Below are 21,127 nucleotides of genomic sequence, written 5' to 3'. Positions count from 1 at the left end.
ATGTTCGATATCATTATTTGTGAAGACAATGACTTTCAAAGGGATAGAATACAAAAAATGGTAGAAAATTATCTGCTGATGGCAGATATCCCAGCAAAATTAGACATGGTCAGCCAAGATAGCTACCAAGTACTAGCGCAAGCAATGGAAAAAGGCAAAGACCATAACTGTCTTTATTTTCTTGATATCGAGTTAGGTGACCAAATGAACGGGCTGGAACTTGCCCGTCAACTCAGGGAGAGGCAACCCCTGTGCAAAATTGCCTTCGTAACGGCATTTGAAAATTATCTTCCTTTTACTATGAAATACCACTTAGAAGCCATGGACTATATCATGAAGGACCAAGCGGACGATGCCATGCGCCAACAAGTAATTGCTTGTCTCAACTCGGCGGCTGAGCGTTTTATTGAATCAGCCAGCAGTTTTGAGCCTTTTGTTGTTGCGATTGGTACCCACACCCGCCTTTTTGCGAGTCCTGAAATTAACTATTTTGAAACCCTGCCAGCCCATCGTATCCGCCTAGTTGGCACTAGTGACCAGATCGATTTCTATGACACCCTAGCTAATATTGAAGAAAACTATCCGCAGTTTATTCGTACCCACCGGTCATACTTGGCAAATATTGAAAATATCAAACTCATTGATCACAAAGAAAAGCTAGTCCTTTTCCAAAATGGTGATAAAATCCCACTTTCGCGTAATCGCGTTAAGGCAGTCGTCAAAGCATTAACGGACTATCAGAAAAGCTAGCTAAATAATTAGCGTATTAAAAAACTGACCACCAGTTAATACTTGTGGTCAGTTTTTTCTTGGAGATTGCTAGTTGAAATAATCTAGATTAGCCTTATTTACGATTTAAATAAGCAAGCGCCAAGTTCTGGTACTTGTCAATAAAGTCTAAGTAGCTCGCTACAGAAACCTTTTCATCAATCGTATGGGCCTCGCTAGTATAGCCAGGACCGTAAATCAAGATATCGATTTCCCCTAAACGACCCTGAGTATAGAAGGAAGCATCCGTACAGCCACCAATGGTGCCAACAGCGACTGCTTGGTCGTTGACTGCTTGTAGAGCCTCTACTAGGGGTGAATGAGGATCACTAATTACCGGTGGGGCCGAGAACTTAATATCCAACCTTAGCTCACCTGGGTTGACTGCATTTTTCTCCGCAATAATTTCTTCAAACAGTGCAATACAAGCCTCATTATTAAATTCTGGTACAGGTCGTGTCGACCCCTTAACCACGGCATAGTCCGGAATAGTATTCCCTTGATTCCCCCCTTCAATAACCGTAAAGGCTGTTGTTGCTTGGCCCAAAAGATCATTTTCATGTTGTACTTGATAGGCCTCAAAGCGGGATTGGACCGTTAACATATAGTCAGCTAACTGGTAAATAGCGTTGACTCCTGCATCTGGCGTTGAGGAATGGGCTGCCTTGCCTAGAGAAGAAACTTCAAAAGCAATAGCGCCTTTATGGGCCACAAAAGCGCCCTCATTAGAAGGTTCCCCCACTACAATCCCATCCACATCAGCCAAGTAGCCCAGGGCTTGGAGCTGGCGCGAACCTGCCATATCGGTTTCCTCAGCCACATTAGCAATATAACGCACTGTGCCCTTAAAATCCGCTGCTTGCGCCTTTAATTGACAGAAGGCGATCGCCAGAGCGAGGGTACCAGCCTTCATATCCGAAGCACCCCGTCCATATAAGTAACCATCATGGATCTCACCTGCAAAAGGTGGATAGGTCCATTGGTCCGGATTACCAGGATCAACCACATCGGTATGGCCAGCAAAGACGAGTACAGGACCCGGCTGGTGGCCCTTGATTTCAGCCACAATGCTAGCCCGTCCAGGCTGGTAGCTGATTAATTCCGATGTAATCTCATATTGGTCAAACAAATCTTTTAAGAAGCGGGCCACCTCTTCCTCATGATTGTTGACTGATTCAATGGCAATGATATCTTGTAATAGACGAACTTTTCTTTCCTGCTCCATATTTACTACTCCCTTCTATGAATCCAAATTTTAATGCTGACCAGATGGTCTTAATCATCTTTTTAGATAAAAATATAGTTACTAAGCTTATTCTACCAAACTTGCTAGTCAAAGTTTTAGGCTAGCCTTTTCAAAGAAGTGATTTTTAACCTTGCTAAATTCTGAGTTCAAAAAATTGCTAATAAAAAATCTGACCACAAAGCAATACTTGTAGTCAGACTTTTTATTTTATGCAACAGATTCGTCCTTCTCTTCAACATTAGTCAGAGTCAAAACGGTAACTAGGACAATGACAATACCTATTATTTCAAACAAACCAAAGGACTCATTAAAAACAACAACTGCTAATACAGCAGCTAAAAGTGGTTCTAGGGCAGTCATGATACTAGCTAGACTAGCATTAATATAAGATGTACTTGATAGGTAGGACAAGAAGGCAAGAGCTGTACCGAATACAATAATGACTATTAACAATAAATAAGCTTGTCCATCTAATGGTGAGCTAGTTTTCCAGAAGGGGTGGATGAATTGAAAAGCTAGGCCACCAATCATCATGCCCCAACCCACAACCACAGGTGAACCGTATATTGATTGAATGGCACGTGGCTGCAAGGTATAGAAGGCAACTGCAACAGCCGATCCTAAACCAGCTAGAAGACCCAATGGAGAGATATGTAAGGCTTGGAATTGTCCATTGGTAACAATTAAAACGACGCCAAATACGGTCAAAATAATTAAAAACAGTTCAATTAATTTAATCCGCTTCTCACCTCTTAATAATTGATAGAGGTAAATAAAAATAGGTGAAGTAAATTGTAGGATAGTAGCTGTCGCAGCACCTGAAATTTCTATCGTCTTGAAAAATAAATATTGAACCCCAACCATACCTAATAGGGCAAACATCAATAGCTGAATGATATCTGAACCTGATTTGAATATCTTAAAAATATTCTCTTTTTTGAAAAAACTGGCGTATAACAAAATGCATAAACCAGCAAATAATAGACGTGTGCTAACTAACCATTCTGACGAAGCTTGATAATTATCAAAGAAAATCTGGGCTAATATGCCGGAGACACCCCACATGCTCCCACCGAAACCGGCTAATAAAATCCCTTTTAGTTTGCGATTCATTTCATCACTCTCACTTTTCTAAAAGTTAAAAAATATTAATCGTGTCAAGGGCAGCTATTAAAAAATTAAGCAGTTAGCCCTTCATATATTCGATAACTAATTATCATTAATATTTTACCAATCTACAAGTAAAGTTAATTCGGATTTTATTAGAAAAATAATATACTCGGCACAAGTTCTAATAGCGCCTACTTAAGACCTGACTATCCAAGCTAATCTTTTTAACTTATAATAATCCTAACCAAAGGAGGCCACTATGCTCGAATTTTTAGCCAATCATATCACCCTATATGATTTAATCTTCCAAGCCATTGTCGTGTTTGCTGTCAGTCCATTTATCAAGGATCAACGCCCCAGCTTAAAAATCCCCTTATATTTTATCCTGTTGTCTACAGCAATCAACCCCCTTATTCTCTCTTTTATTTTCTACATTATCTTTAACTATCTGGTTGTTGCCCTCTTCATATTTTATGACCAGCGACAATTGGATCGGGCCATTTTACTTGCTAACTTGGTCTATATGAATCTCTATTGCCAGGATCTTTATTATTTTTCAGTTATTTATCCCAATTTTTCTAGCCAATCATGGTCCCACTACCTACTCTGGGTAAGCGGGTCTTTGCTGCTCATTACTGGCCTGACCTATTTCGAGAAATACCTCTGGCAAAATTATATAGCCGGATCAGAGAAGAGAACCACCTGGATGCTTTTGGCTACTTCACTGCTAACCTTAATCATTTTTATACCAACTTTTTACCGGGAATTTCTGACTTTTTCTGGTAGCAACCGCATGGCGCTCATCTTTCTCCTAATTTCAAACTTAGGTTTGGCGATCTTCCTAATTATTGGGGTCGTCTTGTATTATTTAGGTACCAGTCGCATTAAGCAAGCTGAACGTCAGCAGGCCCAACAGAAAATTAACCAGGACTACCAAAAGTTAATCAACCAGCAATACGAAGAACTACGCGCCTTTCGCCACGATTGGGCTAACATCATGACTGGCCTGCAAGGCTTGGTGGACCAGCAACGCTATCCGGATTTAGCGGATTACCTGAATGACCTAAACCAAACTGCCCCCAATAGTCGTCTAAACCAAGACCTACCTGTCAGCCAACTTAACCGTCTAACTTATTCTAGCCTCAGCAATCTCTTTTATACCAAATTATACCAAGCCCAGCGCCAGGGTATCCAATGTGCTTTAGAGATTCAAGACCCCCTCTACCAAGGCCCTATAAACCAACTGCCCTTAACGCGGATGTTGGGGATCCTTTTGGATAACGCGATTGAAGAATTGGGCAAGTTAGACCAGGGGCAATTGGTCATCAGCCTGGCTGGCGACCAAGTCTTACTCAATATTAGCATCGCTAACCAGTGCCAAAACATCCAAGCTAGCCTAGACCAGGTTAAAAAACCGGGCCATTCCACTAAGGGACCAGGACGCAGCCAAGGTTTGGCTAACTTGCACGAATTAGCTCATGGCCAAGGCATCCAAATTTTTACCTACAATCAAGATGACTTTCTGATTCAGGAACTGGTCATCCCTTTCCAAACTAAAAAAATCTCCAGGTCGCCAAATTAGGCTGCTGGAGATTTTTTCTTAATTTAGCTAGATATTCCTACGACCTTTGGCTATAAAGGCAACTAGTAAGCTAACCAGTAAACCGACTAAGGCAATCGGCCAATAAATTAATAACTGGCCTTTGGCTATGGTCTGGCTTGCATCTTTCACTGTATCCGCCTGGCTATTGGTTGGCTGACTAGCCGGTTGGCCAGCTTGTGCTACTTGCCTATCAGCTTGATTGTGGTCTGCTTCATTAACTGCTAGTTGATCAACGACTTGGTCAGTTTGGTGGTCAGCTGCCGTTACCTCTTCTTCGCCTAACCAGCGTCCAATATTGGTGCTAGCTGACTCTAAGGTGTTCGTTAGTGGCCTGCTAAATTGATTGGTCACCATGGCTAAACTGTGGCCAAGTTGACGTCCCAAATCCTGCAAGCCAGTTGCTAGCTTTGAATCACCCTGAGCCCGGTTGGCCTGGGCAACGACGACACGGTGACTTGTCCGAGTCAGGCCACTAGACGGTGAAGATTGACTAACCTGCTGGTCTTGTTTCACTTGGTTTTCCAATTTTTCTAGCGCTGTTCCCCGACTGCTAGGTAAATTGACAATGGTTGTATTAGCTAGCTGACCAGTCTGCTTATCCTGTAAGTAAAGCGGTCTAGATGTGTGACTAGGCACGCTAGACTCTTTAGGATTATACTTGACCCCATCAGCATGGCTAGCCACACCTGACTCACCCTTGCCTTCAAGGATAATATTAGTTGAGCTATAAGGCTTGTCATCACTGATATTGGAATCTCCACCTAGCGTATCTGCTATCTTGCCAGCATGATCATTTCCTGAATTAATAGGCGCTTCACTCGCAACAGGTAATGCTCCTGAGGCATCTTTATCACTAAGTCTAATTTCATTAGAGGTATAGGGTTTGCCATCATTGATATTAGTTTCATTGCCCGGACCTGCAGCTATTTCAGCTTCTACTTTATTTCTTGAATTAATAGGGTCTTCACTCGCAAGAGGTAATGCCTCTGAGACATTATTGTCCTGGTTAGCTTTGTTGCCACCACCAGCTAGACTAATTTCATTTGAAGTATAAGGTTTGCCATCGTTGATACTAGTTTCATTACCTGGACCTGCACCTATTGCCGGCTGCTCATTATTTTTGGCATCGTCTAAGGCTTTTTCTAAATCTGCTCGAGCTGCGTCTACTTGTCTGTGTGCCAATAATTCCTCTGGGCTGATACCCAACTCTGTACTGATATCAGCAATATCTCTAGCTGGCTGGCTAGTGATTCCTAAGAGACCCTGGTCAGGAGCTGCTTGGGTCGTATAAATCTGCTTTAAATCATTTAGGGGCTGCCAGTAGTAACGGGCCTGGCTAACCTTGTCTTGACCAGCCTCATCAACTACCATAAATTGACGGTAGTCAGCCTGCCAGTTTTGGGTCACATAGGGTGGATTGGCGGTAACGTCATATACCCTGATAACTTGACTATGGCCACTAGCTGGTTCAGTTAGTTGGTAGCGGTAACTCTTAATCAACTGTGGGCTATCCACTGGTTGGTAGGCATAAACCACTAAATCTGCCTCCCGGTGGACCGGATAAACTTGGCTCAAGTCCCAGTCAGCTGGAAAATTTAGTAAGGCTAGACTGGTAGGAATTTCAGTCAGCTGATGGCCACTTGCAAGTGTCTTGCCGGACGTGTAACTAAGGCGTTCGGGTGGAGTTTCTTCCTTAAGGGCTGTATCAGCCGTGTTAGGTACAGGTGACTCACTGGACCCAAGCTGGCCATTTTCAGAAGCTTCCTCCTGGATAGCCGAAGCTGAGTTGCTAGAAACTCCTTCTAGAATTTGGTCATCATTAACTGAACTATCCAAGGCAGCCGAATTTTGATCTTGGGTTTGCTCATCCAGATTATTGGTTAGGTTTGTTTCTTCTTGTGCCCTAACCACGATATCCTGACTCGTCAAAAGAGCCAAAACTGGCAAACCTACCATAACAGGCCTGACTATGTTTTTTAATTTCATCCACTTACCTACCTCTCTTAATCTTATCTTAAAATATATCACAAAGTCGGGCACTCGTCCCCTAAATTGGTCCTGCATAATAAGATAAAATTATTTTAAGGCTAATCATTTTATTTTTAAGCTGATTCATGCTAATTTGGTAGCCGTCAATCATCCCCTCAGTCCAGAAAGGAAGGTCAATCATGTCCCTCACCATTCGTCGCCGCCAAGTCGGTACCATTCCTTTATTAGAGGTCGTTCCCCGGGCCAAGCGTCGTGACACCCTGCCTTTAATTATTTACTACCATGGCTGGCAATCACAAAAGGAACTCAACCTAACTGCTGCCCGCCGGCTGGCCCAGGCTGGTTACCGCATTATCCTCCCTGATGCTGAGAACCATGGCGAACGCTACCGGCCCTACTCCGGCATTCCTTCGCTGACATTTTGGCAGAGTATCCATACCAACCTGATGGAATTTGGCTATCTCTTAGATCATTTTCAAAAACTCGGCTTGGCAGACGACCGGATTGCAGTAGCAGGCGTTTCTATGGGTGGCATCACAACTTGCGCCTTAATGACCCACCATCCCGAAATCCAGGCCGCTGCCTGCTTAATGGGCACCCCGCAACCACTCCGTTATGCCCAGCGAATTGCCTACCACGCGCAAGCTGCTGGTCGCTATATGCCAAGCGACTATCTAGACCTCTTAGCCTGGATAAATCACTATGACCTATCCCTACATCCGGAAAGATTAGCTGACCGGCCCTTCCTAATTTGGCATGGTCACCAAGATGACCGTATCCCTTTTGATCATGCCCGTGACTTTGTCGCAGCTAATCCCCAAGCTAATATAGACTTTATTGCTGAAGATGAGGGGCACCTAGTTAAGGTAGCAACCATTAAGCAGGTCGTTGACTTCTTTAGTGAAAATTTTCCTATTTGATTAGACAGAAGAAAAGGGTTCTATACTTTTTGGTGTTGGTGAGTAAAAACTCACTGACACCTTTTTTTATTTGGAATCACAAAAAGCCAGTGAATTCTTTATAATTAAGTTGTCAGACAAAACTACAAAGGAGAATTCACATGGCTCAAAATGATTGTATCAAAAACCTATTAAGTATTACAGACGAAAATATTAAATTAGAGGACAAGGTAACGATTAAAAAGATTAAACAAGTGACTCATAAAGTAATCTACGACACACTAACTTATCAACCAGACAGCTGTCCAAATTGCCTCCATAAGGAGGCTGACCAAGCTAGTATTATTAAGCATGGTTATAAACTATCGCGCATTTTAATAGGTGAATTCAACACACAACCAATCTCTTTAGTATTAAAAAAACAGCGATTTTTCTGTAAAAATTGCCAAATTACGTTTACAGCCTCTTCTAATCTAGTTGCTAAAAATTGCTTTATTAGTCGCCAAATCAAGTGTTTAGCGATACAAGAATTATCAGAGTCGCAAAGTATGTCCTTAATCGCTAAAAAACTTAATATTTCAAATTCTACTGTTATTCGTCTGCTTGAATCGACTGCTAAACAATTCAAACAAAGTTACCGGCAACTACCTAGGCATTTATCTATTGATGAGTTTAAATCTGTTAAAAATGTCTCAGGCGCTATGTCTTGCATCCTAGTGGATGCAGCTAATCATCGTTTATTTGATATATTAGAAGATCGGACGCAAGCTTATTTAAGAGATTATTTTATGCGTTTCCCTCTGGAAAAGAGAAAGCTAGTTGAAACGATTACCATGGATATGTACTCACCTTATTATGATTTTTTACAACAAATCTTTCCAAATGCGAAAATTATTATTGACCGATTCCATATTGTCCAACTACTGAATCAGACTTTGAATAGCCAACGGATTCTTGTGATGAATCAACAACCTAAGCAATCAACACACTATCGGAAATTGAAACAGTTATGGAAGCTGATTTTAAAGAACCAAGAAGCACTGAATAGTGTTAATTACCGCACACATCGCTTATTTGATGGCCTTATAACAGAAGCAGGTATAGTTGAATTTATGCTTAATATCGACAGTAAATTTAGAAAAGTCTATGATGTCGTCAATGAGCTCAAATATCACCTTAAAACAGGGAATATCAATGCTTTCCTACATACAATTAGTCGCAATAAGAGCCAACGGCTCCCGAAGAATTTGAGAAAAACGATGAATACTCTGCTCAAATACTTACCTGCTATTATCAATAGCTTTCGTTATACACTTTCCAATGGGCCAATTGAGGGTATGAATAATAAAATTAAGAATATTAAGCGTTCCGGATTTGGTTACCGCAATTTTTATCATTTAAGGGCAAGGGCTTTTCTTTCCTTTAAATCATATGAGGTAAAGAGGGAAAATAAACCTACCATAAATAGAAAGATTGAAAAGCTAGATACAGAATCTAGGGCCCTATGTGCCTAAGTTAAAAGATATTTTTTACTAGAGGCGGAAGAGAATGGGCATCTGTTAGCCATGTTAAGCACGCCAAAGAAATACAAGCTGTGACAATCCTAGAGCCGTAGGAGCAACGCGACGTACGGATATAGCGATTGACTACAGCTTGTTTGAGGCTGGCGAGGTGAGAGACCTTGGCTCGAACCGGTGCCATGGCTGTTGAACAGATGACCAATTCTCTGGAGACTCTAGCCTATGGCTAGAAAAAATAAAAAAGACCGAAGTCAAAACTTCGATCTTTAATATCACCAACACTATTTGACAAAGAGCCAAGAAAAGGCCGGGACGAAAATCCCGGCCTCAGCTAATTTCAGTTATAGCGCACAGCATTTATGCTGTCAGTGTAATGTAAACAGTACCTGAAATTAATTTATGATTATTTACGGTTCTTGTAGACGATAGTACCACCTAAACCAGCTAGGACGAGGGCCAATCCTGCCATGCTGGCTACGCTACCGGTTGAAGGTAGGGCTGCCTTAGCAGATCTTGCCTTTTGTTGGCTGTAAGTGCCTTGCTTTTGACTAGCAGCTTGCTTGCTTTGACCCTTGTTATTGGTGCTAGCTTGGCTAGATTGTTTAGATTCAGCTGGTTTAACTTGATCAGCCTTCTTAGCTTTATCGGCTTTCTTACTAGCTTCACTGGCCTTGCTAGAGTCTGCCTTCTTAGATTCTTCGGCCTTCTTGCTGGTTTCAGTTTTTTTGGATTCGTCTTTTTTAGACTCTTCCTTACTAGATTCAGTCTTCTTGGCTTCTTGCTTGCTAGACTCACTAGCATTTTCGGCTTCTAATGGCGAAAGCAGGTAGTAGTAGTTACCATTAGCATCTTGGGAAACAGTGAAGGATTTATTGACTAAATCAGTTTCCAGTGCTTTCTTGGCTGCAGCCCGAGCTTCAGCTTCTGTCTTATAACCACTAGTTTCGTTTAAGTTTTCAGCTTTCTTGTTGGATGAAGCTTCTTGTTCAACTTGTTCTGGGGTTTGCTTTTGATCAATTCTTACGGCACCAGGTTTTGATGTCCAGTAGTACTTGCTGTCAGCGCCTTGGGCAGCAGTGACATTACCCTGGCCGTAAATTTTTTCACCGGCAGCGATGGCTGCGGCTTCAGTAGCGTAACCCGTGGCCTCAGTTTCGCTTTGACCTAATTCTTCAGCTTTTTTGTCACTTGATAAAGTAGTGGCTGATTTTTCAACATAATAGAACTGACCATTAGGGTCTTCTTTAACATCGACTTTGCCAGCACCCAGTGCTTCTTCACCGGCTGCCTTGGCTTCGGCTTCGGTATTGTACAATTTAACAATTGGTATAGAACCTGCATTGGCTGTCCAGTAATATTTACCGTCGGCGCCTTGAGCAACTAAGAAGTTGTCCTTACCGTATACTTCTGTTGCTACCTTAGCTGCTTCGGCTTCAGTAGCATAGCCAGACTCTGCATTAACTGGACTCGTAATTAAACTTGCTACTAAAGCACAGGATGCAAGTCCTAAAGATAATTTACGAACCATCATTTTCACCGTCTCCATTCTATACTAATACCTTTCCTTACACTTATATTATATGACTAGTGTACTTTATTGTAAAGGCATTCACTCTTTAAAAAAGGCTTAAGGGCGGGATTTGTACTGTTTTTAAGCTGAAAACCAATACTTAATAAAGTAAGGCATTTCCAGGTACTTTTGTCGAATGAATTTTGGCTGCACACACTATTCTCAGCAAATCCATCACCATACTGAGGAAACTAGAGCAAGAAAACTGAAATACCATAGACCATTGCATAAAAAAGCCATTCGTAGCCAACAAAATGAGTTGCCCTCCAAAAGTTAGATTTTTAACTCTCACTTTTGGGGGTCAGTGCACAATATATAGGAACAACTTTTTTAATCTTAGCCATCACCGTTCTCCGTTCTTCTTTTTATAAACAGTAAACAATATTTTACAAAACAGCCAGAAAAAACCTCCGGTAATCAGCTCATCAATTGGATTAAAAGGTAAACCAAAAAACTTATTAGCAAAATAAGAAACTAAAAAGAAAGTTGTCAGAAATAGGAACAAATTAACAGGCCAATAATCAATAATTGTTCCCTTTTTGATTTTATCTTGAAAAGCTTTTACCATCTCCTTATCCTCCTTTAGCAAGTGGTCTAGATAAATATCAAAAAATATGCTGATGGTAATTAACATATTTAAATCTGGATAACTATTCCCCCTCTCCCAACTGGATATGGTCGACCTAGATACACTCAGCTCTTTACTCAAATCCTCCTGAGTCATTCCTTTTTCTTTTCTCAGCTTTTTTAAATTAGTGGCAAAATATATTTTGATCACATCCCTACTATAACTAAAAACTAACCTTTGTGGTGACAAGAACCTTGCCATTCAGGTAATGACAAGGATTTTGTCATTACATAAAACCAATATTCTGCATATAATTATTGCCCTGAGCATATTGATTACAACCATGCACAGTAAACTATCAGACAATTTATTATACTTTATGGGTTACATTAATTTAATCATTATGAGCTAAACAACTAGTAGTATAACAATAATGTAAGGGAATTATCGCCTATGACTAATTAATTACCCTTGTCTCATCAGATGACAATATAGTTGTCATTAACTTTTTAAAATTTTTATGCCTGCTAATTGATAAACTTATGCAAAAAAAGACCACCTAGTTTTAAACTGGTGATCTCTTTCCTCCACGGTTGGAGGCGTAAAATTTATTTGTTTTAAAAATGCGGAAGATGGGATTTGAACCCACACTCGATTAAGAACTGCCGCCTGAAGACAGCGCGTCTGCCATTCCGCCACTTCCGCGAAACAATATTATTTTATGCCTATTTTTTTAACTTGTAAAGGCCTCTAACTCATTTTTTACGCCCAAGCTACTTAGCTAAAAACTTTACACTAGCTGGCTATTAATCATAGAATAGGAGATAAGGAATGAAACCGTTTATAATAGCTATATAGGAAGGTTGATTGAAAATGAATACTTTAAAAGAGCGTGAAATAACTGATTTAATTAAAGGTGCCTTAGCTGAGGACGTACCCTACGAAGACTTTGCCAGCCAGGCCATCTTTCATGGTCAAACTGGTCAAGTAGACCTCATTGCCAAGCAGGATGGTATCCTCTGTGGATTACCTATTTTTCAAGCAGTCTTTAAATATCTAGAGGCGGACAGTGTCATTGAGATTTTTATTGAAGAAGGCCAAGCCCTGAAAAAAGGGCAAGTGGTGGCCAGCGTGACTGCTAAAGCGACAACACTCTTAACTGGTGAACGCGTTGCCCTCAACTTCTTGCAGCGTCTATCAGGTATCGCTACTGCTACTAACCGCTTTGTAACAGCCTTAGCAGGTACTGGTATTAAATTGATGGACACTCGAAAAACAACCCCTGGTCTACGTAATCTTGAAAAATACGCTGTCAAAGTCGGTGGCGGCTATAACCACCGCCACGGCCTGTCTGATTTGATTATGCTAAAGGACAACCATATCCAAGCCGCTGGCGGGATCAAGCCAGCTGTTGAGGCTGTTCGTGCACTTGACCCCTTTATCCATAAAATTGAAGTTGAAACAGAGAATCTGGATATGGTCAAAGAAGCTGTGGCCGCTGGTGCTGATATTATTATGCTTGATAATATGGACCATGATCAAATGGCAGCAGCCATTGCCTACATTGATGGACGAGCCATAATTGAAGGCTCTGGTAATATGACAGTGGATAATGTGGCTAACTTTGCTGATTTAGACCTGGACTATATTTCTTCAGGATCTATCACCCATTCAGCCGGTATCTTAGACATGAGCATGAAAAACTTCCGTATTTTAGACCAAAATTAATATTTATACAAAATAGGTTGGCCGCTTTGCCAGCCTATTTTTATTTCACAGCTTAAAAAGCTAATAATATCAGCCACTTATCCTTAGCTCACAGCTCTTTGGATTTTGGGGCAAGTAAAAAACGCTGGTCCAAAACCAGCGCTACTTTTATGTTATTAAATATCCTGTACCCGGTCTTGATGAACTTGGCTTTTAACCCAAGCTTCTGCATCATTAAAGGCATCCCAGGTTGAGGCCATTAAAATTTCCTGCTCTGGATATAATTCTGAGTCTTGACCTAGCTCCAACTTACCAGCGGCTTTCAACAGAGCCATCTGGTCAGGATCTAAACCTGACAGGTAGAGCTTACCGCCATTTTCTTCTAAGTCATCGGCGTAACGATCTAAAACATCAATTAGAGTTGCCCCCATCTGGTTGGAATTACGCATGCGAATAATGACAACAGGTCGTTCGCTATCACCAACCTTAGGTAACTTCTCTTGCAGGGTCTGAGCACCAGCAAAGAAAAGATGACCTTCAACCGTAATCACCATGGGGTCATTGCTAGGGACAAATTCTGGCATTTCAGCAACCGCAAACTGGCCGTCACCAGCCTTAACCAAATGAGAAACCTGGATATCATTAGCTGAAACGACAAAGTTAAAGATGATGGATAAGATAATCCCCACGCCTAAGGCTACCGGAATAGAGAAGAAAATCACACACAGCAGGGTAACAATAAAGCCAAGCCGGGCTGACCAGCCTGAAAGCAGAATTGATTTCATATCTTGGAGATTAACTGCCCCAACTCCGGCCATAATAATCAGGGCGGTTAAAGCTGGCATCGGTACCTGTTCAATTAGGCTGGGTAGGAACAGGATAATAATCACCATCCACAAACCAGTCAAAATTGATGATAGCCGTGACTGGGCGCCTAGGGTCAGGTTCAAAGCGGTTGACCCGATAGAAGAACCCACCGGTAAACCAGCAAAGAAACCCGAGGCAATATTGGCACCACCCTGGGCAATCATATCGCGTGAGGCATTAATCGGCGTCTCATCTGGGTTTTCTGACATTTGCGAAACACCAATCCCTTGAATCGCGATAATCGCTGCTAAGGATAAGCCCGGCACCAGCAATTGACCAAGCAGGCTTAAATCAGGCAAATAGAGCTTGGGTAGCCCTTGCGGAATGGTTGAGATATCCACCACAATCTGCATATCCATATTGGTGAAGTAAACCAAGAGACCACTGATAATCAAGGCAATGGCGGAAGCAAATAATTTCAACTTTGTCTTTTGGAAAATCAAAATCATTGCTAAAGTCAAGGCCGAAATAAAGACCGCTGCCCAGTTCCACTGGCCAATATGAGCCAGGGTATTAAATAACTTAGTAAAGGCATTCGCTCCTGTTGCTGAGTAACCTACTAAATCAGGAATAGCGTTTAATATCAGCAAAATACCGACCCCATAGAGGAAGCCCCGCATCACCGGATAGGAAATATACTTCATCAAGCGTCCTAGCTTAAGAACCCCAAATAAAATAAGGAATATCCCGGTCAGAATAGACAAGGAGACTAGGGCTGTTAGCTTCCCTTCATCAGGCACTGCTGCCAGGGCTTGTCCCTTTGAAACAGCCGCTGCAACAGTGACCCCGATAATAGTTAACTGGGAAGACTGCAAGAGCCCACCCACACTAGGGGCAAAAATAGTTGCATAAAGACCATGAATTGGGCTGACACCAGCCATAATTGCCGTCGCCAGGGCATCTGGTACATTGGATACCGCATTAACAACCGAGGCGACTAGGTCAGCCATAATTCCCGACCGTCCCTTGTTGCCCGATGTCAAACGCTCAGCTTCCGCCTTTTGCGCATCAGCAACCGAAACCCCGACTAAGGCCGTATCAGCCGCACCTAGACCATCAGGATGCTCGTTTGGCCCATTTAATTGATCAGACATAAAATTTCACTTCTTTCATTTATTATTTACCTTCACTATACCTAAAAATGAAATTAAATGCCGACTATAAGGCTTGGTATTTTCGCAAACTAGCTAGGCTGCCAGTCCGCCAGAGGAATCATCAGACAAACACCCTGAATATACTAATAAAAATGCCGGTGTGAAAGACCAACACTCAGAATTATCTAATCGATTTTTCTTTACACACGGTCTCATACAGTACACTTTAGTTTCAAATTTACAATTATTTACACGATTTTTACTTTAAATTTACATTGATTTTCTATACTGAAAGGGTAACTCGCAGTCTGAATTTAATTGGAGGATTTTAGATGAATCGTTTAAAGAAGTTTACTATTTTAGTGAGCTCAGTTTTAACCCTCAGTGCTCATACAATAACAGTTGCACCGGCAGTCTTAGCAGAAGAAGTCGATCCAGCTTATGGCGCTGAAAATGGTTTTGACCTAATTAATTTATCAAAAGATAAGCCTAAGGTTGCCCCAGTTGAGGCCCGTAATACACCTAACCGTATCGCAACTAGCTTGACCAAGGAGCCGACCACATCTATGGCCTTCAACTGGTATACCACCGACAAGATGGACGGGGCCATTGTTAAAGTATCTAAATCTGATGATATGAGCGACGCCAAAGAATTCAAGGCTAATATTGAAGCAGTCACTTCCGAATATGCCGAGCGTGATGAAAATGGCTACTACATTTATTCAGCAGCCAAAGTTGACGATGAAGGTAACTTGATTACCAATGATAAGGGTGAACCTGCTGAAATAGTGGGTTACTTTACGGATGAGCAAATTACTCGTGACAACACCCAATGGACTGCGGATGGTTCTAAGGACCAAGATGGGAAGATTGCCCATCTGGGATTAGTAGATGTGAAAGAGCATATTTACAAGGCTACTGCTGACGGTTTAGAAGCTGATACCCAATATTATTACCAGGTCGGTTCCGCTGACGGCGGCTTTTCTGAAGTGGGATCATTTAGAACTGCTGGCAAGGCTGGTCAAGAATTTCAATTCATCCACTACACAGACACCCAAAACGCCTACTGGAACGCTAATGTCAATAATGAAGCCGCATACGGTGCTGACACGGTCAATCATGCTCTTGAAATTGCTCCTGAAGCTGACTTTGCGCTCCATACTGGAGACTTCGTAGAAACTGCCCAGGTCGAAGATGAGTGGGTAGACAATCTTGACATGTCGCAAGCAGCAAACTTAAATCTACCTCATGTGTATACACCAGGCAACCATGATGAATACACTGTACGTTGGAATGATGAAAAAGATTTAACGGCCTTTAATGAACATACCAATGTGCCAATTACTAATGAAGCTGTTTCTGGTGGTTCTTATTACTCCTTCGACTATAACGGCGCTCACTTTGTTGTTTTAAATACGAACGACAACAAGGCAGATAAAAAAGATAACCCAGAAGCTGGCGCTATCGGCAAGGCCCAAATGGAATGGGCTAAAAAGGATATTAAAAAAGCCAAAGAAAATGGTGCCAATTGGATTGTTATGGCCTATCATAAGCCAGTTTACTCAGCATCCTACCACGCCCTACAAGATGAAGATGTTCAAGTTGTCCGGGAGCAAATGGTTCAAGTTGCTGATGAACTAGGTGTTGATATTGTCTTACAAGGTCACGACCACAACCTAACCCGAACCAAGTCTCTTACTTATACCCCGGATAACTTTGCCTATGGTCAAATTGAAGATACCCAAAAAGAAACAATCGACGGTGTTGAATACCATGTCAATCCTAAAGGTGTTACCTATGTTATCCCTAACACCTCTGGAACCAAAACCTATGATGCTATTTACCAAAAAGGTGCCGACCACGTGGCTAAAGTCCGTCCTAAATTAGATTGGATGACTGATAAAGATACTGACCTCCGGAACTCACTTTTTGATATTGCTGCCCGACCAGAAAACTCACCTAAATTTGCCTTTAACCACGATAACTACCGTCAATCCGCTGTGCAAAACTTTGCATCTTATACAGTAAGTGAAGACAAATTCCTGATTGAATTCTACCAGGTATCAGGTGACCTACATAATGGTGAAGAACGTACAGTTGAGTTAATTAACTCGTACGGAATTGTTAAGAAATAACACTCTATTAGCTACCACTAAAAAGGCTGGACTTTGATCCAGCCTTTTTAGGTGTCTGCTAATCAATATTAATTATTGCGCTTTCCCTAATCCTAGTCTAAGCTTAATTGATAGAAGTAAGTGTCTAGTGAGGAGTTTATTATATGTCTGAAAAAATTGTTATTACCGGGTCCTCATCAGGTATTGGCGCGGCCTGCGTAGCCTATTTCTTGGCTAAAGGGCATAGCCAAATTTACGGGCTAGATACCAACCCCCAACCGCCTGTAACCGACAATCCAAACTATACCCATATCAGCTGCGATATTTCCCAAGCTACACAACTACCAGACTTAGACCAGGTCAGCGTCTTGATTAATAATGCGGGCCAGCAGACGCCTTCAGAAAAATATAGAGGCGGAGATCTAGCTACTAACCTGGTTGGTACGATATTATGTACTGAGAAATATGGCCTCCAACCTAGCATTAAGGCCATCGTCAACCTCGCCTCAGTTTCTGCCCATAACGGCGCTGAGTTCGGCGAATATACTGCTTCTAAGGGTGGTGTCCTAGCCTATACCAAGTGGACCGCCAAAGAAATCGCCCAATACGGAGCTGTCTGCAATAGCCTCTCATTTGGTGGTGTCATCACTGAACTCAACCAACCTGTGATGGATGATACTGATTTATGGGCCCAAATTATGGCCGAAACCCCCCCCAAAAAATGGGTGACCGCCGAAGAAGCCGCCCAGTGGGTCTATTTTATGGCTATAATCAACCGGTCCTGCACCGCCCAAGATATTATTGTCGATAACGGTGAATTCTATAACCATAACTTTATTTGGGAAAATGACTAATAAAAGTAGAAAAGACCTGAAGAGAAAATTTTTCCTCTCTTCAGGTCTTTTTGCTAACTGATTAACATCTATAGCACTTCTGAAATTAATTTTCTATTACTTACGATTTATCTGTCTTTACCTTGGTCAATAATGCGACTGATTCAATGTGATGGGTCTGCGGGAACATATCAACCGGTTGAATATATTGGGTTTGGTAACCTTGTTCGGCAAAAATTTCCAAGTCTCTTACTAGGCTAGCCGGATTGCAGGAAACATAGACAATTCGGTCAGGATTAGTGGCAACTGCCGCATCAATAAAGGAAGGCGCTAGGCCCTTGCGTGGAGGATCAACCACCACTACATCAAAATCCAGCCCTTGGTCCTGCCACTGGGGCATAACGTCTTCAGCCTTACCCACTTCAAAATGAACATTATCAAGCTCGTTAATGCGAGCGTTTTTCTTGGCCATATCGATAGCAGCTGGCACAATTTCCATAGCATAAACTTGACCAGCTTGTTTAGCTAGGTTAAGACTAATTGAACCAATCCCACAATAGGCATCAACTACTTTTTCTTGACCAGTTAGCTCGGCTGCCTTGATAGCTTCTTGGTATAAGACCTCAGCCTGAGCGGTATTTACTTGGAAAAAGGACTGGCTAGATATCATAAAATCTAGGCCTAGCATACGGTCCTGGTAGTAATCCTCTCCATAGAGCACCCGACTGTTAGGTCCCATAATAACATTAGTCTTAGCCTGGTTACTATTGAGCACAACAGATACCACACTTGGTACCTGGGCCACAATCGTCTGGCTAATGGCTGCTTCTTCAGCCAAGCCTTGACCATTGACGACCAAGATAATCATCATCTCATTAGTATAATAGGCACGACGAACAATCAAGTGGCGCAACTGTCCTTGGTGGGTCTTCTCATTATAAGCCGACACCCGGTAATCATTTAAAATGTCAATAACGGTCTGCAAGGCCTCATCTATGCCTGGCAGTTGAATCTGATAATCCTCAATCGGTAGGATATCATGGCTACCCTTACGGAAAAAGCCGGTATAAAGTTGCCCATCTTTTTGGCCAATTGGCACCTGGGCCTTGTTGCGATAGTGCCAGGGATCATCCATACCTAAAGTTGCTTTAACAGGAATAGCTTCAAGTTTGCTTTTAGCTAAAAGGCGTTGAACTTGGTCCTGCTTGAAGGCTAACTGGGCCTCATAAGCCATGTGCTGGAGGGGCATAGTTCCAACGCGCAGACCATCCTCATCAACTAGGGGCACACGGATAGCCGCATCATTATAACGTTCAACCAATTTGGCATAGGCAAAGCGCTTGGTCACTTTTACCACATGGACCAAGCATTTTTCGGTCGGCAGGGCATTGGCGATAAACAAGGGAAAGCCATTTACCTTAGCTAACCCCAATCTCTCGTAAGTTAAATCTTCAATTTCCACTTCCAAACGGTCATTCTTTTTAACTGGTGGTGTTTGCTTCATCTTTTCCTCCCAGAAAACAGGGTGCGAGACTTGGCGCTCAGGAATGAATCACTGGAAGGAATTAGGCCAATAGCTGCAAGCTATTGAGACTAATTTCTGAAGTGACGTCATGCCTGCCAAGTCGAACCCGACTAAATAAGGGTGTGAGCTTTGGCGCTTAGACCAGGAACCTTGGAGTAGAAGACAAGCAATATCGTCAGATATTGTCTTGAATTCTGCGAAAGGACGCCTGATATGCCAAAGCGAGCCTGACTAAGGGTGTGAATAGCAGCGCTCTGAACTGATTTGCTGGAGCAAAAAGCGATCAATATCACAGATATTGTGTCGATTTTTGTGAAGCAACATCAGTTCAGCTTTTTTCAAACCCAACTAAGCTGCTAACATTTGTGTAATAGCGAGAGCCTGGGACTTATGCCCCAGGCTCCTATTTAAAATTTTATACAACTTGACGCTCAAAGGCATCAGTTGAAATACCATCAGCTAAGACTTGCTTGGCGTATTCATGGGCACCGACTAGTGAGTGGTCGCGGTAGTTACCGCATTGTTTACGTTCAGTACCTTGGACATCTTCCCAAGTTGATTTAACCACATCTTCTAAAGCTGATTTTAGGGCCTTGGCTACCTCTTCGTTAGTAGGTGCTCCCCATACAACCATATAGTAGCCTGTCCGGCATCCCATCGGTGAAATATCAATGATATGGTCTAAATAGTCACGCATATAAGCAGCTAATAGGTGCTCCAGCGTATGCATGGCACCGGTTGGTAATTCAGCTTGGTTGGGTTGTAAGAAACGTAAATCAAATTTAGAAATTTGGTCACCCTTATCACCAAACTCCCGACCCGCCAAACGAACGTAAGGGGCCTGTACTGCATCATGGTCTAAGGAAAAACTTTCTACTTTTGCCACGGTCATCCTCCTCTTCATTTTTCGTTCCCTAGTATAGCATACTTGAGCCCGACCTGCGACCGTCCTGTTTGCGGGGGTATGTTACAATGGCTAAAATAAACTATCCCAGGAGGACTTATGAAATTAAATGTACGCTATGAAGATAACCACCTCTTAATTGTCGACAAGCCCGTCAATATCCCTGTCCAGGCAGATGCCTCAAAAGACTTGGACCTACTAACGATGGCCAAGACCTATATCAAAGAAAAATATAACAAACCTGGCCAGGTCTATTTGGGTCTCGTCCACCGACTCGACCGGCCAGTGGGAGGAGCCATTGTCTTTGCTCGCACCTCCAAGGCTGCCAGCCGACTAGCTGACCAATTGCGCCGCCATAAAATTGACCGCAAATACCTAGCTATCTGCCGTGGCCACTTAACGGCAGATAGCGGTCACTTGGTCGACTTTCTTTATAAAGACCGACGCAAAAATATCTCATATGTCGTTGATGCTAACCATGACCAAGCTAAAAAAGCCATCTTAAGCTACCAGGTCATTGCCAGCCAATCGGATTTAAGTCTAGTTAAGGTAGCATTAGAAACCGGCCGGTCTCACCAAATCCGACTCCAGCTTGCCAACCAAGATTGCCCTTTGTACGGCGACCAAAAATACGGCCAAGCAGTTAACCAGCCTGGCCAACAAATTGCCTTGTGGGCCTATCATCTGAGCTTAACCCACCCGACCACAAAGGAAAGGATCCAGGTTACTAGTTTGCCTGATTTGACAACCAATCCGTGGCAGCAATTTGATATAGCGAGTCTGGATCTAACTTAAAAGCTAGCTTGACCC

Annotated in this window: 16 protein-coding genes and 1 tRNA gene; 8 read left to right on the top strand and 9 right to left on the bottom strand. The window is 42.4% G+C overall.

From position 1 onward, the window contains the following. Positions 1-750, top strand: a complete 750-nt coding sequence (locus tag AWM75_RS05465) for a LytR/AlgR family response regulator transcription factor (protein ID WP_067979287.1) — start codon at positions 1-3, stop codon at positions 748-750. 94 nt (positions 751-844) lie between these two features. Here the strand turns inward: AWM75_RS05465 and AWM75_RS05460 are convergent, their stop codons facing one another. Together AWM75_RS05460 and AWM75_RS05455 are read right to left on the bottom strand one after the other, a co-directional pair. Further along, on the bottom strand, positions 845-1,993 hold the full coding sequence (locus tag AWM75_RS05460; RefSeq protein WP_067979283.1) for an ArgE/DapE family deacylase: 1,149 nt from the start codon (positions 1,991-1,993) through the stop codon (positions 845-847). 228 nt (positions 1,994-2,221) lie between these two features. Next, positions 2,222-3,127 (bottom strand): DMT family transporter, encoded by a 906-nt coding sequence (locus AWM75_RS05455; protein WP_067979281.1) that lies wholly within the window; start codon positions 3,125-3,127, stop codon positions 2,222-2,224. A 256-nt stretch (positions 3,128-3,383) separates the two neighbouring features. Between AWM75_RS05455 and AWM75_RS05450 the strand changes: the two genes are divergently transcribed. Further along, positions 3,384-4,706, top strand: coding sequence for a sensor histidine kinase (locus AWM75_RS05450; protein WP_067979278.1), 1,323 nt, complete (start codon positions 3,384-3,386; stop codon positions 4,704-4,706). Between the two features lie 27 nt (positions 4,707-4,733). On the opposite strand, the gene AWM75_RS05445 is transcribed toward AWM75_RS05450, so the two are convergent. Further along, positions 4,734-6,713, bottom strand: coding sequence for a hypothetical protein (locus AWM75_RS05445; RefSeq protein WP_067979277.1), 1,980 nt, complete (start codon positions 6,711-6,713; stop codon positions 4,734-4,736). Positions 6,714-6,895: 182 nt separating this feature from the next. On the opposite strand from AWM75_RS05445, the gene AWM75_RS05440 reads away from it, so the two are divergent. After that, a complete protein-coding gene (locus tag AWM75_RS05440) occupies positions 6,896-7,636 on the top strand; it encodes an alpha/beta fold hydrolase (protein WP_067979274.1) in 741 nt (246 codons plus the stop codon). Between the two features lie 140 nt (positions 7,637-7,776). Further along, positions 7,777-9,129, top strand: coding sequence for an ISL3 family transposase (locus AWM75_RS05435; protein ID WP_067979271.1), 1,353 nt, complete (start codon positions 7,777-7,779; stop codon positions 9,127-9,129). A gap of 409 nt (positions 9,130-9,538) precedes the next feature. On the opposite strand, the gene AWM75_RS05430 is transcribed toward AWM75_RS05435, so the two are convergent. From AWM75_RS05430 to AWM75_RS05420, 3 genes are all read right to left on the bottom strand, one after another. Continuing rightward, positions 9,539-10,666: a DUF5633 domain-containing protein gene (locus tag AWM75_RS05430; RefSeq protein ID WP_067979269.1), complete on the bottom strand. Its 1,128-nt coding sequence runs from the start codon at positions 10,664-10,666 to the stop codon at positions 9,539-9,541. Positions 10,667-11,048: 382 nt separating this feature from the next. Then, complete coding sequence (locus AWM75_RS05425) at positions 11,049-11,534, bottom strand: helix-turn-helix domain-containing protein (RefSeq protein WP_082702064.1); 486 nt, start codon at positions 11,532-11,534, stop codon at positions 11,049-11,051. Positions 11,535-11,897: 363 nt separating this feature from the next. Then, positions 11,898-11,978, bottom strand: a tRNA-Leu gene (locus AWM75_RS05420). Positions 11,979-12,146: 168 nt separating this feature from the next. On the opposite strand from AWM75_RS05420, the gene nadC reads away from it, so the two are divergent. Next, complete coding sequence (gene nadC, locus AWM75_RS05415) at positions 12,147-13,001, top strand: carboxylating nicotinate-nucleotide diphosphorylase (protein ID WP_067979262.1); 855 nt, start codon at positions 12,147-12,149, stop codon at positions 12,999-13,001. Between the two features lie 155 nt (positions 13,002-13,156). On the opposite strand, the gene AWM75_RS05410 is transcribed toward nadC, so the two are convergent. Further along, positions 13,157-14,941: a SulP family inorganic anion transporter gene (locus AWM75_RS05410; RefSeq protein ID WP_067979258.1), complete on the bottom strand. Its 1,785-nt coding sequence runs from the start codon at positions 14,939-14,941 to the stop codon at positions 13,157-13,159. Positions 14,942-15,273: 332 nt separating this feature from the next. Here AWM75_RS05410 and AWM75_RS05405 point away from each other — a divergent pair, with 332 nt between their 5' ends. Both AWM75_RS05405 and AWM75_RS05400 read left to right on the top strand, forming a co-directional pair. Next, a complete protein-coding gene (locus AWM75_RS05405; protein WP_067979255.1) occupies positions 15,274-17,076 on the top strand; it encodes a purple acid phosphatase family protein in 1,803 nt (600 codons plus the stop codon). Positions 17,077-17,219: 143 nt separating this feature from the next. Next, entirely contained in the window at positions 17,220-17,909 is a 690-nt protein-coding gene (locus AWM75_RS05400; RefSeq protein WP_067979252.1) for an SDR family NAD(P)-dependent oxidoreductase, read from the top strand. 100 nt (positions 17,910-18,009) lie between these two features. Here AWM75_RS05400 and rlmD read toward each other — a convergent pair whose 3' ends face one another. Together rlmD and AWM75_RS05390 are read right to left on the bottom strand one after the other, a co-directional pair. Next, on the bottom strand, positions 18,010-19,392 hold the full coding sequence (gene rlmD / locus AWM75_RS05395; protein WP_067979250.1) for a 23S rRNA (uracil(1939)-C(5))-methyltransferase RlmD: 1,383 nt from the start codon (positions 19,390-19,392) through the stop codon (positions 18,010-18,012). Between the two features lie 436 nt (positions 19,393-19,828). Beyond that, positions 19,829-20,299: an S-ribosylhomocysteine lyase gene (locus AWM75_RS05390; RefSeq protein WP_067979247.1), complete on the bottom strand. Its 471-nt coding sequence runs from the start codon at positions 20,297-20,299 to the stop codon at positions 19,829-19,831. A 117-nt stretch (positions 20,300-20,416) separates the two neighbouring features. Between AWM75_RS05390 and AWM75_RS05385 the strand changes: the two genes are divergently transcribed. Continuing rightward, the gene (locus AWM75_RS05385; RefSeq protein WP_067979245.1) at positions 20,417-21,112 is read left to right on the top strand and encodes an RluA family pseudouridine synthase; all 696 of its coding nucleotides are present in this window, start codon (positions 20,417-20,419) and stop codon (positions 21,110-21,112) included. The last annotated feature ends 15 nt before the right edge of the window (positions 21,113-21,127 follow it).

Origin of the sequence: Aerococcus urinaehominis (assembly GCF_001543245.1) — a bacterium.
GTDB classification, from domain to species: Bacteria; Bacillota; Bacilli; order Lactobacillales; family Aerococcaceae; genus Aerococcus; species Aerococcus urinaehominis.
This window is presented reverse-complemented; position numbering and strand designations above follow the sequence as displayed.